The sequence below is a fragment of the Marinobacterium marinum genome, from assembly GCF_013868415.1.
GTDB classification, from domain to species: Bacteria; Pseudomonadota; Gammaproteobacteria; order Pseudomonadales; family Balneatricaceae; genus Marinobacterium; species Marinobacterium marinum.
This window is the reverse complement of the sequence record NZ_JACEMT010000052.1, coordinates 223,590-237,246: the sequence shown is the minus strand read 5'-3', so window position 1 is coordinate 237,246 and position 13,657 is coordinate 223,590. Positions and strand designations below refer to the sequence as shown.

Annotated in this window: 15 protein-coding genes and 1 tRNA gene; 5 read left to right on the top strand and 11 right to left on the bottom strand. The window is 58.8% G+C overall.

Translation table 11 applies throughout. The annotated features are described in order from the left end of the window. Positions 1–29: 29 nt before the first annotated feature. The 7 genes from ychF to H1S06_RS12620 form a co-directional block, all read right to left on the bottom strand. Positions 30–1,121, bottom strand: coding sequence for a redox-regulated ATPase YchF (gene ychF / locus H1S06_RS12650; RefSeq protein ID WP_181740751.1), 1,092 nt, complete (start codon positions 1,119–1,121; stop codon positions 30–32). Positions 1,122–1,142: 21 nt separating this feature from the next. Further along, positions 1,143–1,730, bottom strand: coding sequence for an aminoacyl-tRNA hydrolase (gene pth, locus H1S06_RS12645; protein ID WP_181740749.1), 588 nt, complete (start codon positions 1,728–1,730; stop codon positions 1,143–1,145). 21 nt (positions 1,731–1,751) lie between these two features. Next, the gene (locus tag H1S06_RS12640; RefSeq protein WP_181740747.1) at positions 1,752–2,342 is read right to left on the bottom strand and encodes a 50S ribosomal protein L25/general stress protein Ctc; all 591 of its coding nucleotides are present in this window, start codon (positions 2,340–2,342) and stop codon (positions 1,752–1,754) included. 128 nt (positions 2,343–2,470) lie between these two features. After that, entirely contained in the window at positions 2,471–3,412 is a 942-nt protein-coding gene (locus H1S06_RS12635; protein ID WP_181740745.1) for a ribose-phosphate pyrophosphokinase, read from the bottom strand. 63 nt (positions 3,413–3,475) lie between these two features. Further along, positions 3,476–3,550: transfer RNA gene (locus H1S06_RS12630), tRNA-Gln, on the bottom strand. Between the two features lie 99 nt (positions 3,551–3,649). Further along, positions 3,650–4,237 carry a lipoprotein insertase outer membrane protein LolB gene (lolB, locus tag H1S06_RS12625; protein ID WP_181740743.1) on the bottom strand — a complete coding sequence of 196 codons (588 nt, stop codon included), beginning with the start codon at positions 4,235–4,237 and terminating at the stop codon, positions 3,650–3,652. Then, positions 4,237–5,955, bottom strand: coding sequence for a tetratricopeptide repeat protein (locus H1S06_RS12620; RefSeq protein WP_181740741.1), 1,719 nt, complete (start codon positions 5,953–5,955; stop codon positions 4,237–4,239). Before H1S06_RS12620 ends, lolB begins: the two co-directional genes overlap by 1 nt. 192 nt (positions 5,956–6,147) lie before the next feature. Here H1S06_RS12620 and hemA point away from each other — a divergent pair, with 192 nt between their 5' ends. From hemA to H1S06_RS12595, 5 genes are read left to right on the top strand one after another with little or no spacing between them, the layout of a single operon-like run. Further along, the gene (gene hemA, locus H1S06_RS12615) at positions 6,148–7,416 is read left to right on the top strand and encodes a glutamyl-tRNA reductase (RefSeq protein WP_181740739.1); all 1,269 of its coding nucleotides are present in this window, start codon (positions 6,148–6,150) and stop codon (positions 7,414–7,416) included. 28 nt (positions 7,417–7,444) lie between these two features. Further along, positions 7,445–8,530, top strand: a complete 1,086-nt coding sequence (gene prfA / locus H1S06_RS12610; RefSeq protein ID WP_181740737.1) for a peptide chain release factor 1 — start codon at positions 7,445–7,447, stop codon at positions 8,528–8,530. A 1-nt stretch (position 8,531) separates the two neighbouring features. Then, positions 8,532–9,386 (top strand): peptide chain release factor N(5)-glutamine methyltransferase, encoded by an 855-nt coding sequence (gene prmC / locus H1S06_RS12605; RefSeq protein ID WP_255483071.1) that lies wholly within the window; start codon positions 8,532–8,534, stop codon positions 9,384–9,386. Next, entirely contained in the window at positions 9,376–10,143 is a 768-nt protein-coding gene (gene moeB / locus H1S06_RS12600) for a molybdopterin-synthase adenylyltransferase MoeB (RefSeq protein WP_181740733.1), read from the top strand. Before prmC ends, moeB begins: the two co-directional genes overlap by 11 nt. Beyond that, positions 10,133–10,552 carry a CoA-binding protein gene (locus tag H1S06_RS12595; RefSeq protein WP_181740731.1) on the top strand — a complete coding sequence of 140 codons (420 nt, stop codon included), beginning with the start codon at positions 10,133–10,135 and terminating at the stop codon, positions 10,550–10,552. The genes moeB and H1S06_RS12595 overlap by 11 nt, the downstream gene beginning before the upstream one ends. Here the strand turns inward: H1S06_RS12595 and H1S06_RS12590 are convergent, their stop codons facing one another. The 4 genes from H1S06_RS12590 to H1S06_RS12575 are packed head-to-tail and all read right to left on the bottom strand — an operon-like array spanning position 10,553 to position 13,599. Next, on the bottom strand, positions 10,553–11,173 hold the full coding sequence (locus H1S06_RS12590) for an ankyrin repeat domain-containing protein (protein ID WP_181740729.1): 621 nt from the start codon (positions 11,171–11,173) through the stop codon (positions 10,553–10,555). It abuts the gene before it with no gap. 24 nt (positions 11,174–11,197) lie between these two features. Beyond that, the gene (locus H1S06_RS12585) at positions 11,198–12,154 is read right to left on the bottom strand and encodes an AEC family transporter (RefSeq protein WP_181740727.1); all 957 of its coding nucleotides are present in this window, start codon (positions 12,152–12,154) and stop codon (positions 11,198–11,200) included. 21 nt (positions 12,155–12,175) lie between these two features. Next, the gene (locus H1S06_RS12580) at positions 12,176–12,706 is read right to left on the bottom strand and encodes a SixA phosphatase family protein (RefSeq protein ID WP_181740725.1); all 531 of its coding nucleotides are present in this window, start codon (positions 12,704–12,706) and stop codon (positions 12,176–12,178) included. Then, the gene (locus H1S06_RS12575; RefSeq protein ID WP_181740723.1) at positions 12,703–13,599 is read right to left on the bottom strand and encodes a DMT family transporter; all 897 of its coding nucleotides are present in this window, start codon (positions 13,597–13,599) and stop codon (positions 12,703–12,705) included. The genes H1S06_RS12580 and H1S06_RS12575 overlap by 4 nt, the downstream gene beginning before the upstream one ends. Positions 13,600–13,657: the final 58 nt, after the last annotated feature.

The following is a 13,657-nucleotide window of genomic DNA, read 5'->3' as shown; positions in this document are numbered from 1 at the left end:
GGCACCGGAGTCGGTGTCAGGCGCAGGGCTTATACGTTGAAGCGGAAGTGGACCACATCACCGTCTTTGACGATGTATTCCTTGCCCTCCAGACGCCAGCGACCGGCGTCCTTGGCCCCTTGTTCGCCCTTGTGAGCGATGAAGTCGTCGTAGCTGATCACTTCGGCACGGATAAAGCCTTTCTCGAAGTCAGTGTGGATCACACCGGCGGCCTGAGGCGCGGTAGCACCGATTTTAACGGTCCATGCTCGGACTTCTTTCACCCCGGCGGTGAAGTATGTCTGCAGGCCCAGCAGGCTGTATCCGGCGCGGATAACACGGTCCAGACCGGGTTCTTCCATGCCCATATCCTGCAGGAATTCGAGTCGCTCATCGTCTTCCAGCTCGGAAATTTCGGATTCGAGCTTGTTACAGATCGCAACAACTTCTGCATTTTCGGAAGCGGCCAGCTCTTTTACCTGATCCAGGTAAGGGTTGCCTTCAAAGCCGTCTTCAGAGACGTTGGCGATATACATGGTCGGCTTGGTGGTCAGCAGGTGCAGGGTCGGTACCAGCTTCAACTCGGCTTCATCCAGTACCAGGGAGCGTACCGGCTGGCCTTCTTCCAGGTGAGGAATCAGTTTTTCCAGCAGTGCCTTGGTGGCGATAGCATCCTTGTCGCCCCCTTTTGCGGTGCGTTGAACGCGCTGCAGCTGCTTCTCGCAGGACTCCAGATCTGCCAGTGCCAGTTCCATGTTGATCGTTTCGATATCTTCCAATGGATGGATGCGGTTGGCGACATGGATGACATTGTCATCTTCAAAGCAGCGTACCACATGGGCAATAGCATCGGTTTCGCGGATGTTGGCCAGGAATTTGTTGCCCAGGCCTTCACCCTTGGATGCGCCTGCAACCAGGCCGGCAATATCGACAAATTCCATGGTGGTGGGCAGTACGCGCTCGGGCTTGACGATCTCAGCCAGTGCATTCAGGCGAGGGTCCGGCATGGGCACAACACCAGCGTTCGGCTCAATGGTGCAGAACGGGAAGTTTTCAGCGTCGATGCCTGCTTTGGTCAGGGCATTAAAGAGCGTAGATTTGCCGACGTTAGGCAGGCCGACAATACCGCATTTGAAACCCATGCTTAGATCCTGTAATTGAAGTTAGCCGTTGAAGCTGTGCAGTTGGTTCATGGCCTTGGCCCAGTCGCCATTGACGGCAAGGGGCAGGGCTCGCAGAGCTTCGTCGATTGCCGCCTGAGTTTTATCACGCTCGGCTACCGGGGCCTTGCTCAGGACAAATCCCGAGACCTGGGCCGCACTTCCGGGGTGGCCGATGCCGATACGCAGGCGGTAAAAATTTCGATCATTCCCCAGTTTGCTGATGATGTCACGCAGACCATTATGTCCACCGTGGCCGCCGCCCTGTTTCAGGCGAGCAGTGCCGGGCTGGATATCCAGTTCATCATGCACGACGAGTATGTCACTGGTGGGAATTTTGTAGAAATTGGCAAGTGCCGCAACCGCCTGCCCGCTACGATTCATATAGGTAGTTGGAATCAGCAGGTGTACGGGGCGGTGGTCGATGATGACCTTGCCATGGAGGCCGAAGAATTTCTTCTCCGGTTGTAATGCGGTGTGCTGATGGGCAGCAAGCTGCTCCACCAGCTCGGCACCGGCATTGTGGCGGGTTTGGCTGTATTCTGTCCCGGGGTTGCCGAGACCGACGATCAGTTGAATCCGGTCCTTCATGCCAGTGCCTGTCGCCTAAGCTTACTTGCCGGCTTTGGCGCCACGCGGAGCGTAGCAGTAGCCGACACTCTGGTCACGGTCAGCGCCGCGGCGCAGGGTTGCGATTTCAACACCTTCCGGCAGAGTGATGTCGGACAAGTGAGCAATCTGACCCAGTTCGATGTTGGACAGGTCTACTTCCAGTACTTCCGGCAGGTTTTTCGGCAGGCACAGGATTTCAACGGTAGACGCTTCTTTGGCGAACTTGGCTGCGGCCTTGGAGGCAGCGGACTTTTCGAAGTTAACGAACGCCAGCGGCACTTGAAGCTTGATCTTCTGGTTTTCGTCGATGCGCTGGAAGTCGGCGTGCAGAACAACCGGCTTGGACGGGTGGCGCTGCAGGTCCTTGATGATGACCTTCTCTTCTTTACCTTCCAGGTCCAGTGTCAGGATAGAAGAGTAGAAGCCGTCTTCCAGCAGCATGCGGTACAGTTCACGTGCGATAACGGAAACTGCTTTCGGCTCGGAAGAACCGTAGATGATGCCCGGAACCAGACCTTCACGACGCAGGCGGCGGCTCGCACCCTTCCCCTGATCGTCACGGATAACAGCGCTAACAGTAAAAGTAGACATGTGATTTTACACCTTAATAAATTAAAGCTGCATACCTCCGCGACCAGAAGCATGCAGCATGTTGTGGCTCCACGGGAGCCGGGCAGTTCACGGGTCTTGTTGGACCCGTGGGTCAGCGCCAGATTCGCTTAACGGAACATGGCACTAATGGATTCTTCGTTGCAGACGCGGCGAACCGCTTCTGCCAACAGCGGCGACAGAGACAGCTGACGAATCTTGTCACACTTCTGTGCCTGCTCGGACAGCGGGATAGTGTCGGTGACGACCAGCTCATCCAGCTCGGAACCGATAATGTTGTTGATTGCCGGGCCAGACAGAACCGGGTGGGTCACATAGGAAACCACGCGTACAGCGCCCTTGTCCTTGAGTGCTTTGGCCGCCTTGCACAGGGTGCCGGCAGTATCACACATGTCGTCGACCAGAATGCAGGTGCGACCGGAGACGTCACCGATCAGGTTCATGACCTGGGATTCATTGGCGCGTTCGCGACGCTTGTCGATGATTGCCAGGTCGCAGTCGAGCTGCTTGGCAACGGCACGGGCGCGGACAACACCGCCGACGTCGGGGGATACAACGGTTACGTCTTCGTACTGTTGGTCGACGATGTCATCCAGCAGTATTGGGGAGCCGTACACGTTATCAACCGGGATATCGAAGAAGCCCTGAATCTGGTCGGCATGCAGGTCGACGGTCAGAACACGGTCGATGCCAACGTTGGCGAGCATGCTGGCAACGACCTTGGCGCTGATCGCGACACGTGCAGAGCGTGGGCGGCGATCCTGGCGGGCGTAGCCAAAATAGGGAATAACAGCCGTGATGCGGGTAGCTGAGGCGCGACGCATGGCGTCAGCAAAAACAATCAGCTCCATCAGATTGTCATTGGTTGGTGCGCAAGTGGACTGGATAATGAACACGTCTTTACCGCGCACATTTTCCTGGATTTCAACACTGACTTCGCCGTCGCTGAAACGGCCTACCTGTGCTTTGCCCATCGGAATATCGAGGCGTTCGACAACTTTCTGAGCCAGCTCCGGGTTTGCATTGCCGGTGAAGACCATCATTTTAGACACGGCGATTACCTTCTCGATTGCGTCGGAGTTTGATGTAGTAGAGAGGAAGTCAGTCATGGTAATTGGCTGGGGTAGTAGGATTCGAACCTACGCATGCTGGAATCAGAATCCAGTGCCTTACCGCTTGGCGATACCCCAGTCGTCTCCTGTGGTGTGGACCACGCTCCAAGAAGGCGCATATTCTCTACAAGGGATGGGTAAAAATCAACCCCTGAATCGAAATTCTTGTCCAGGTATTCAGGGCGCATCCGGTTGCGCCCAGGTATTGATGATCACGGTAATGCGCAGATCATCCCGAGACAGGCGCAGTTTTTCCGGCAGCACTCTACCGATGGCTTGGGTCAGGCGGGTGTATTCGATTTGCCAGCCGGACTGGATAAAACCGGTCACCGGGCCGGTCAGGGGGTGTGCCTGGGTGTCCGGTGCGGGAATGCCACGAATCCAGTACTGTGCCTGGGTCAGGGGCAGATGCCAGCCAAGCAGTTGCTGCATCAGGGCTTCCGGTGTCGGAGCCTGGTGGGTTTGATCATCGCCGGAGCGCTGCAGGGTGACGCTTTGGTCACTGCCGGTGATGCGCAGGCCGCCCTGACCCAGGGGGCCGCTGAGGCGGATCTGGTAGCGGTCCAGGTTCTGTTCCCAGTCCAGGTTGGCGCTTTGGCTGTCTTCGGTCCAGCGGATACCGATACGTCCTTCCGCCGACCATTGTTGCAGTTGTTGCGCCTGCTCGGGGTCGATTGTCAGGGTGGGCCCGAGCTGTTGTGATGGTGTCAGGCTACAGCCGCCCAGCAGGGCGGTCAGCAGTAACAGGGGAAGCAGTAAACGCATCAGTGCTCGGCTCCCATGGCATGGGATGCCTGCAGCAGGTGCTCGTTATCGGGGTGCAGTTGCAGTTCCTTATTCAGCAACTGGCGGGCTTCGTCTTCTTTGCCCAGTGCCCAGAGGACCTGAATCAGGTGGCTGCTGACCTCGGGGTCAGGGTAGATGGTGTAAGCCTGTTGCAGGAAGTGACGGGCTTCACCGTGACGTCCCAGTTTGTGCAGAATCCAGCCCATGGAGTCGAGGGTCGCGGCATCTTCGGGCTGTTGTGCCAGCGCTTGGCTGATCAGTGCGTGTGCTTCGTGCAGCTGCTCGGTGTACAGGGTAAGGGTGTATCCCAGCGCGTTCTGCACCATGGGATTTTCCGGCGCGAGTACAAGCGCCCGGCGCAGGTCGGCAATCATTCGCTCCGACTCTTCCGCAGTGCTGAGCATGGCACGGGTGTAGAGCAGGTTGACGCTGTCGGGGGTGGTCTGCAGGGCTTCGTTCAGTGTCTCCAGGGCCACCTCGCGCAGCTCCTGCTGTTGCAGCCACTCGACGTACAAAATGATCAGAGGTTCGCGTTCATTCGGGTGCTTGCGGGAAGCAAAATCGATCAGGGCTTCCACTTCCGGTGCCTGCTGCGGCAGTTCATGCAGTGCCAGAGCGCGGGCATAGGCTGGTATCAGGTTGGGGCCGTCCTCGACCTGCAGGAAATGGCGCAGGGCCTGCTCGGACTGCTGTTGCGCTTGGGCGATCATGCCGAGATAAAAGTGTGGCGCGGTTGTATCCGGGTCGCTCTCCAGCAGTTGATCCAGCAGCTGGCGGCTTTCCTGCCAGCGTTCATTTTCAAGCAACAGCAGTGCAAAGTAATACTGCAGCTGGGGGTTGTCCTGCAGGGCGAGCAGATCCTGAATGGCTCGCCAGGCGCGGGTCGGCTGTCCGCTTAGCAGTAACAGCTGAGCGCGCGTGGCTTGCAGGCGCTGGTGTTCGGGGTTCGTTTTCAGCGCGCGTTCCACCAGGGCCAGGCCCTGGGCGGGAGCGTTTTGCTTGCGGTACAGCTCGGCGCGTTGCAGAGTCAGTTCGGCCTGGCCGGGGGATTGCCTCAGGCCCTGCTCCAACAGACGGGCGGCAGCGGTCGGCTGTTGCTGCTGTTTCAGCAGCAGGGCGCGGGTCAGCAGCAGGTCGGTCCGGCCGGATGTGTCGGTCTGCAGTTCCGTGAGCAGGCGGTAGTAGTGCCCGGCCGTGGCAGGCGACATTTCGTTGACGCGGCCTCCGATCAAGGCCAGTGCTTCATCACCACCCTGTTCGAGCAGGGTACGCAGTAGTGGCAGGGCGGTGTCGAAGCGGCCCTCATGCAGCAGAATATTGGCCTGCAGGTGCAGGGGTTCCAGTGCGGCGGGGTCAGCCTGGTGCCAGAGCTCGCTGGCCTGCAACACGGCGTCCGAGCGGCGCAGGAACTGGGCGATGCGTGTGGCACGTTCGGCAATGGCGGCATCGCCGGTGGCTTCGGCTTCCTGCAGGTAGTGCTCCAGCGCCAGGTCGAAACGCCCCTGCTTGCCGGCCAGTTCGGCGGTCAGCAGGTGATAAAGACTGTTGGCGTTGAGTTCGCCCGCTGTATAGGGCGAAGGCGTGAATGCCATCGTTGCCGAAGCCGCCGTCGGCTGATGAGTCTGGCTGCCGCAGCCGCTCAGTATCAGTCCGGTAAGCAGACTGATCAATAAAGGCCGTTTGCTGAATCGATACACGTTTCCGGTCCTGCAGGAGGGTTGAATGCTCACTATAGAGCAGGGAGTTACCAACTGTCATGCCCATATGGATTGGTCAACGGATAGGTGTTTGGGTTCCTTGCACGGGGAACAGATGCGGACGGCTTAATCCGGAGGCTGCAAAGGTGTATGATGTCGCGCTTGTCTGTAATGGGGTGATGCGAACCGTTTATGGCTTTGCTGGCATTGGGAATCAATCACAAAACGGCACCGGTCGAGGTGCGGGAGCGGGTCGCCTTTGCACCTGAAGCCCTGGCCGATGCGCTGCACAAGGCACGCTGTCAGGCTCAGTTGTCTGAAGTGGCGATTCTGTCGACGTGTAACCGAACCGAGCTCTACTGTGCAACGGAGCTTGAAGGCACACGTGCGCTCCTGGAATGGCTGGGCGATTATCACGGGCTGGATGTGGATGAATTGCATCGCTGCTCTTACGCCTATTGGAATGAAGAAGCGGTGCGGCACATGATGCGAGTAGCCTGTGGGCTGGACTCGCTGGTATTGGGCGAGCCGCAGATTCTCGGCCAGTTGAAGTCGTCCTATTCGGTTTCACAGGCGGAAGGGTTGGCCAGTGTGGAACTGGGGCGTCTGTTCCGGACGACCTTCTCGGTGGCCAAGGATGTGCGGACGCAAACGGCTATCGGTCAGAACCCGGTTTCCGTGGCCTATGCGGCGGTCAACCTTGCCCAGCATATATTTGCCGATCTGAGTGCCAGTCGCGCACTGCTGATTGGAGCCGGCGAAACCATCGAGCTGGTGGCGCGTCATCTCAAGCGCGCGGGCGTACAGCATATTACCGTGGCCAACCGTACACTGGCACGGGCATTGGCTGTGGCGGAGGAGTTTGACGGCCGAGCTATCGAGCTGAGCCAGATTCCCGAAGAGTTGCCGAACACCGATATCCTGATCGCCTCGACTGCCAGCCAGTTGCCGATCCTGGGCAAGGGCGCGGTCGAGGTTGCGCTGAAAAAACGCAAACACCGCCCCATTTTCATGGTTGATATTGCGGTACCGCGAGATATCGAGCCGCAGGTGGGTGACCTGGATGATGTTTATCTCTATACGGTCGACGACCTGCGAGAAGTGATCGAGGAAAACCAGCGTGAGCGTCAGAGTGCTGCGACGGAAGCCGAAGGCATTATCGAGACCGGCGCGCTGGAGTTCATGCGTCAACTGCGTGAACTGGATGCGGTCGGCACGTTGACCCAGTTGCGAGGTCAGGCCCATGAAGTCGCCCGGCAGGAGTTGGAAAAGGGGCTTCGGCAGCTGCGTAACGGCCGGGAGGCCGAGGAAGTCCTGCGCCGTCTGGCGCATGGTTTGACCAACAAATTGCTACATCAGCCGACGGTGCAGTTGCGCCATGCTTCATCGGAAGGGCGCTCGGAAGTGCTGCAACTGGCTCAGGAACTTTATCAGCTGAACGACTCCGACCCGGTCGGGTGAACGACTCAGCCCAGGACTCTACGCTGTCATGAAAGCATCGATCAAAAGCAAGCTGGAAAAGCTGTGCGACCGCCATGAAGAGTTGGCCGCGCTGTTAAGTGAACCCGAGGTCATCACGGACCAGAATCGGTTCCGTGACTACTCCCGCGAATATTCCGATCTGGAAGATATCACCAAGGTCTTTGGCGATTGGCAGCAGGCCGAGCAGGATTTGGCTTCGGCTGAAGAGATGCTGGCCGAGGATGACGCGGACCTGCGCGAAATGGCGCGTGATGAAATCGGTACGGCACGTGAGCGCATGACCGAACTGGAAGCGGAATTGCAGATTCTGCTGTTGCCGCGTGACCCGAATGATCATCGCAACGTTTTTCTGGAAGTGCGGGCGGGCACTGGCGGTGACGAGGCGGCCATTTTTTCCGGTGATCTGTTTCGCATGTATTCGCGTTATGCCGAACAGAAAGGCTGGCGGATCGAAATCGTCAGCGCCAGCGAAGGCGAACATGGCGGTTACAAGGAAATCATCAGCCGTGTGGCGGGCGAAGACGTATATGCTCACCTGAAGTTCGAATCGGGTGCGCACCGTGTACAGCGTGTGCCTGAAACCGAGTCGCAGGGGCGTATTCACACCTCGGCATGCACCGTTGCGGTGATGCCTGAAATGGATGAAGCTGCCGCAATTGAAATCAACAAGGCCGACCTGCGCGTGGATACCTTCCGCGCCTCGGGGGCTGGTGGACAGCACGTTAACAAGACCGACTCGGCTATCCGCCTGACTCACCTGCCGACGGGGCTGGTGGTGGAATGCCAGGAAGAGCGCTCGCAGCACAAGAACCGAGCCAAGGCGATGGCGCTGCTGGCGTCGCGCCTGCAGCAAGCAAAACTGGATGCCCAGCAGGCGGAGCAGGCCAGTGCGCGCAAAAGTCTGGTAGGCTCGGGCGATCGTTCCGAGCGCATTCGTACCTATAACTTCCCGCAGGGGCGACTGACCGAACACCGCATCAATCTGACCCTCTATCGGTTGAACGAAGTGATGATGGGCGACCTGGACCAGGTCGTGCAGCCGCTGCGCAATGAATATCAGGCCGAGCAGCTCAGTAACCTGTCCAATGAGTGAGATGAGTGTCGCCGAGGCTTTGGGTTGTGCGGCGGAGCTGGCCGAACTGAGTGATACGCCGCGGCTGGATATTGAACTGCTGCTGTGCGATGTGCTCGGTAAGTCTCGCAGCTGGCTGTTTACCTGGCCGGATGCCAAATTGAGCGCTGATCAGCAGGAACGTTTCAAACAGCTGCTGACCCGGCGCATGCAGGGTGAACCGGTGGCTCACCTGCTGGGTTATCGGGACTTTTGGACGCTCAGGCTCAGGGTCAGTCCGGATACACTGATTCCTCGGCCGGATACCGAAACTCTGGTTGAGCTGGCGTTGCAATTGCTGCCGGATCGTCCTGCTCGGGTGGCTGATCTGGGCACCGGTACCGGTGCAATCGCGCTGGCACTGGCCAGTGAGCGTCCCCGCTGGCAGCTGATCGCCACCGACCTGAATGCCGGGGCGGTGGCCTTGGCTCGATCGAATGCACAGGCCTGCCACCTTGCCAATGTTGAGGTGCTTGCCGGCAGCTGGTGCCAGCCGCTCAGTGGATATTTTGATCTGATTGTCAGCAATCCTCCCTATATCGATCCCAACGACCCGCACCTGCGTCAGGGTGATGTGCGTTTTGAACCTTTGTCGGCGCTGGTGGCCGAAGACAGGGGAATGGCGGATCTTTGCCTGATTGCGGAGCAGGCTCGAGCGTTTTTGCGTCCTGGCGGCTGGCTCCTGTTTGAGCATGGTTATGATCAGGGGGCGGCGGTGCGCGCACTGCTGCAGTCCCTGGGTTATGTGGATGTACGTACAGAGCGTGATCTGGGCGGTAACGAGCGAGTCACTCAGGGCCTCTGGCGGGGTGGTAAAGGAGGCATCGATGCTCAATGACCAGCAGCTGCTGCGTTACAGCCGCAGTATCATGTTGCCGGAAGTGGACATTGCCGGTCAGGATGCCTGGTGCCAGGCACGCGTGCTGATTCTGGGGCTGGGCGGACTGGGTGGCCCAGCGGCCGCCTATCTGGCGGCAGCCGGTGTTGGCGAGTTGGTACTGGTCGATGATGACCAGGTGGAGCTGAGCAACCTGCAGCGCCAGGTTATCCACAGTCAGAAGGCCTGCGGCGAGCATAAAGTCATATCGGCAGCAGCCACCCTGGCTGCGATTAACCCGGATGTTCGCATTACGCCTGTCGCCCGGCGACTGGAGGGTGAGGCGCTGCGGGACGAAGTGAAACAGGTTGATCTGGTACTGGATTGCTGTGACAACTTTGTCACCCGCTTTGCTCTGAACAAGGCCTGTTTTGATGCCGGCACGCCTCTGGTGTCCGGTGCCGCCATTCGTTTTGATGGACAGATCAGTGTCTATGATCCACGCCAGCCCGATTCACCCTGCTATCAGTGTCTGTATGGCAGGGATACGGATGACGAGGCGTTGACCTGTAGTGAATCCGGAGTTTTTCCGCCGTTGGTGGGTGTGATTGGCAGTATGCAGGCAATGGAAGCGCTGAAGCTTCTGGCCGGTGTGGGGCAGTCACTGACGGGCCGTCTATTGCTGTTGGACGGCAAACGCATGCAATGGCGCAGCATGAAGCTGCGTCCCGATCCCGAATGTCCGATTTGTAAAGGAAACACGCAACATGCAGGATAAAAAAATCAAAGCACTGCTCGAGCGTAGTCACCGTATTGCCCTGGTAGGGGCCAGTGCCAAGCCGCACCGGGCCAGTTACCAGGTGATGTCGTATCTGCTGAACAGTGGCTACGAGGTGGTCCCGGTTAACCCGTCACTGGCCGGCCAGCAGCTGCTGGGCCAGCCGGTCGTTGCCTCTCTGGCCGAGATTGAGGGCGATGTGGATATGGTGGATATCTTTCGCAACTCGGTTGATGCCGGGTATGTGGTGGACGAAGCGATTGCAGTAGGGGCCCGGTCGGTCTGGATGCAGCTGGGGGTTATCAACGAAGACGCGGCCGAGCGTGCCGAAGCGGCCGGGCTGGACGTGGTCATGGATCGCTGCCCGGCGATTGAAATTCCGCGCCTTGGGGTGAGCCTGAACGGCTGATCAGCGCCCCAGCATCATTTTTTGAATACGCAGGTCATCCAGTACACGCCTGAGCCGGGTGGCCAGCGTATTGTCCTCCAGTTCATCCAGCCAATCGGTTTCACAGCGAGCACCAGACTGCAGCAGAAACTGCAGTAAGGCCGGGTCGCCGTGCGGCAGCGCACGCTGAAACAGTGTCATATTGTTGGCATCGAGCCGATCGATATCGGCACCCTGTTGCAGCAGACGGCTCAGATGCAGCATCAACCGATCAGGTGGGCAGTGTTCAACGCACAGGTGCAGCAGAGGAGTGCCCTGATAAAGCAGGTTCGGATCTTCTCCGGCCTGCAGTAACAGGGTGACATAAGGCAGGCTGTCAGTTTGCCGGAGCGCGAGACAGATCAGCGGAGTGCCACCGGCGGCTGTTGGCAGGGGGCGTCCTGCCTTCTTCAGCAGCTGTTCCAGGATGGCGGGGGCATCGGCCAGTATGGCCCGTTCCAGGGCGTGATGACCCTCCTTTCCCGGTGCTTGAAGTTGCTCGGCTTCCAGTTTTGCCAGAAGGCTGACTGCCTTATCCAGATCGTTGCGATCGATGGCCGTGAGCAGGCGTTCATAGCGGCTGGTAAACAGGGTGTTTAGCATGAGTATTATCCTCGAACCGGGCGGTCAGATCATGCCGATCAGGCGCAGCAGGTAGATCCCGGCGCTGAGCGTGAGTACAGATCCCAGCGTCGTCGTCAGCACGATATTGGCGGCCAGCTGTGCGTTACCGCCCATGGCGCGAGCCATGACGAAACTGGCGGCGGCGGTGGGGCAACCGAACAGAACCATCAGGATGGCCAGTTCTTCCCCATCAAAGCCATACAGCCAGGCTCCGAACGTGAGTATCACCGGCAGAATCACCAGTTTGAGTGCGGTGGCCCAGAACGCCATGGCCGAGGTGTCATGCAGGCTTTTCAGGTTCAAGGACGCACCAATGGTCAGCAGTGCCAGTGGCAGTGTCAGGTTGGCGAAGTAGGTGCCGGTTTTGGTCACCAGCTCCGGCAGTTGAATACCGAACCAGGAAATCGGCAGGGCAAACAGGACCGCCAGAATCAACGGGTTTTTCAATATTTCCAGCAGGGTGGCGCTAAGCTTCATGCTTTCGCTACGCTGCATGGGAATGCTCAAGCACAAGATTGACAGAATGTTGAAGAGTGGAATGACCAGTGCCAGCAACAGCGAGGCCTGCGCCAGGCCTGCGTCGCCGAACAGGTTGAAGCTGACCGCCAGGCCAATGATGCCATAGTTGCTGCGAAAGGCGCCCTGAACAAAGACGCCGATATCTTCGGGTGCCTTGATCCAGCGAGCGGCGAGCCACCAGATCAGGCCGAAGGTGATCAGAATGCCGGTCATGACATAGCCCAGTTGTCTGGGGTTGAACACGGCATGAAAGTCCATGCGGGCGATGGACATGAAGACCAGTGCCGGCAGGGTAATGATGAAGACCAGTTTGGAGCCGGTGGCGACAAAGGCATCATCGATCAGTTGACTGCGGCGCAGCAGGTAGCCCAGGAACAGAATGAAAAAAATCGGGGCCACAATATTGGCGGTGTAGCCAAGCGTTTGCAGGTAGAGATTCAAGGCGGGGCTCTCCGGCTTCGGTTAAGAGGATGCGAGGGTATCGCGTTCAGGGGCTAGGGGGCGGTGCAGTTTCGGGTAGTCGAACCAGACAGTCCTCGCACAGCCCGGTGCAAGATCGCGCCAATATGTCAGGGGCAGTTCAAGTTGAATGATCGCTGCCGTCGGCAGCCGATCGGGAGCCTGTTGGCACAGCCAATGCGCCAAAAGCAGCAGGCCGGGGTTGTGACCGACCAGCATCAGATGCTGATGCTCATTCGACTGTTGTCGAAGCAATGCCTCCAGTACGGAAACATCGGCCTCGTAGATTCTGTCGGTGCCGCAGACGGCGCGATCTGTCAGTCTGAAAGTGTCAATCAGAGCCGAAGCCGTGAGATGCGTGCGCAGGGCCGTGCTGTGGATAAGTTGGTCCGGTGCGGGACCATGCGCCAGCATGCGGGCACACATCAGAGGCAGGTCATGGCGACCGCGCGGATTCAGCGGTCGGTCAAAATCATCCAGGAAAGGGTCGTCCCAGCTGGATTTGGCATGACGAATCAGCGTCAGCGTCTTCATGACTGTTCTCCACGAGCGGGCATCGGTTGCAGGCGATGGCCCCAGAAGAACAGCCCCAGTCCGGTGATGACCAGCAGGCAGCCTTGCCACAGGCCTGTCGTCAAGGGTTCATCGTTGAGCCAGTGGCCCAGCATCAGGGCAAAGACCGGTGTGATCAGAGTGACCAGTGCAACAGTGCTGGGCGGCAGGTGACGCAGGACATGGAAGTAGCAGACAAACCCCAGCAGAGAGCCGAACAGTGCCAAGTACAGAATAGCCCAGAAGGAGCGACTGCCGATGTCGACGTCCAGCGGCGCGGCGCCCAGTACCCACCAGGTCAGGGCAAAGCCCGGTAACGACCAGAGCAGAGCGCCCACCGTGTGCGCCAGAGGATGAACCTGGGCACCGCTGCGCTTGACCATGACCGCACTGAGGCTGAACAGGGTGACGGCCAACAGTAGCAGAAGCAGGCCGCCCAGACTGTCTTCGCCCAGTGCGATATCATCGGTAAAGATGACGGCCAGGCCGCTGAAAGCGAGCAGGCAGGCGGCCCAGCGATAGGCACGAAAGCGGGGTTCATCCAGTAACCACTGGCCAAGGACGGCCGACAGAATAGGGGCCAGCCCGAACATGATAGAGATCAGTCCGGAAGGGACGGAACGTGATGCAATGTAGGTACAACACATGGCGCCGAAGACGCCGATAGAGGCGTAGGCATAGGTCATTTGGGCATGGCGCCCCAGTGGCAGCCGAATACGCATCAGGCGTAGCAGTATCAGGCCCAGAACCGCTGCGATGGCCATACGCAACCCGCCCGCCAGTACCGGGTCTACGGACTCGCTGCTCCAGGCAATGGTAAGAGGTGTGGTGGACCAGATCAGCACCACCGCGAGGTATGAAAAAGGTACCGACATTTGCAACTCCGTGTCAGTGGCTGCCGCCGCTACAACGACAAAAGCCGCAGAACGAGGC

Coding starts and splice junctions, on each gene's coding strand:
- ychF (WP_181740751.1), bottom strand. CDS start 1,121: ATGGGTTTCAAATGCGGTATTGTCGGCCTGCCTAACGTCGGCAAATCT.
- pth (WP_181740749.1), bottom strand. CDS start 1,730: ATGAAGGACCGGATTCAACTGATCGTCGGTCTCGGCAACCCCGGGACA.
- H1S06_RS12640 (WP_181740747.1), bottom strand. CDS start 2,342: ATGTCTACTTTTACTGTTAGCGCTGTTATCCGTGACGATCAGGGGAAG.
- lolB (WP_181740743.1), bottom strand. CDS start 4,237: ATGCGTTTACTGCTTCCCCTGTTACTGCTGACCGCCCTGCTGGGCGGC.
- hemA (WP_181740739.1), top strand. CDS start 6,148: ATGGCTTTGCTGGCATTGGGAATCAATCACAAAACGGCACCGGTCGAG.
- prfA (WP_181740737.1), top strand. CDS start 7,445: ATGAAAGCATCGATCAAAAGCAAGCTGGAAAAGCTGTGCGACCGCCAT.
- prmC (WP_255483071.1), top strand. CDS start 8,532: ATGAGTGTCGCCGAGGCTTTGGGTTGTGCGGCGGAGCTGGCCGAACTG.
- moeB (WP_181740733.1), top strand. CDS start 9,376: ATGCTCAATGACCAGCAGCTGCTGCGTTACAGCCGCAGTATCATGTTG.
- H1S06_RS12595 (WP_181740731.1), top strand. CDS start 10,133: ATGCAGGATAAAAAAATCAAAGCACTGCTCGAGCGTAGTCACCGTATT.
- H1S06_RS12590 (WP_181740729.1), bottom strand. CDS start 11,173: ATGCTAAACACCCTGTTTACCAGCCGCTATGAACGCCTGCTCACGGCC.
- H1S06_RS12580 (WP_181740725.1), bottom strand. CDS start 12,706: ATGAAGACGCTGACGCTGATTCGTCATGCCAAATCCAGCTGGGACGAC.
- H1S06_RS12575 (WP_181740723.1), bottom strand. CDS start 13,599: ATGTCGGTACCTTTTTCATACCTCGCGGTGGTGCTGATCTGGTCCACC.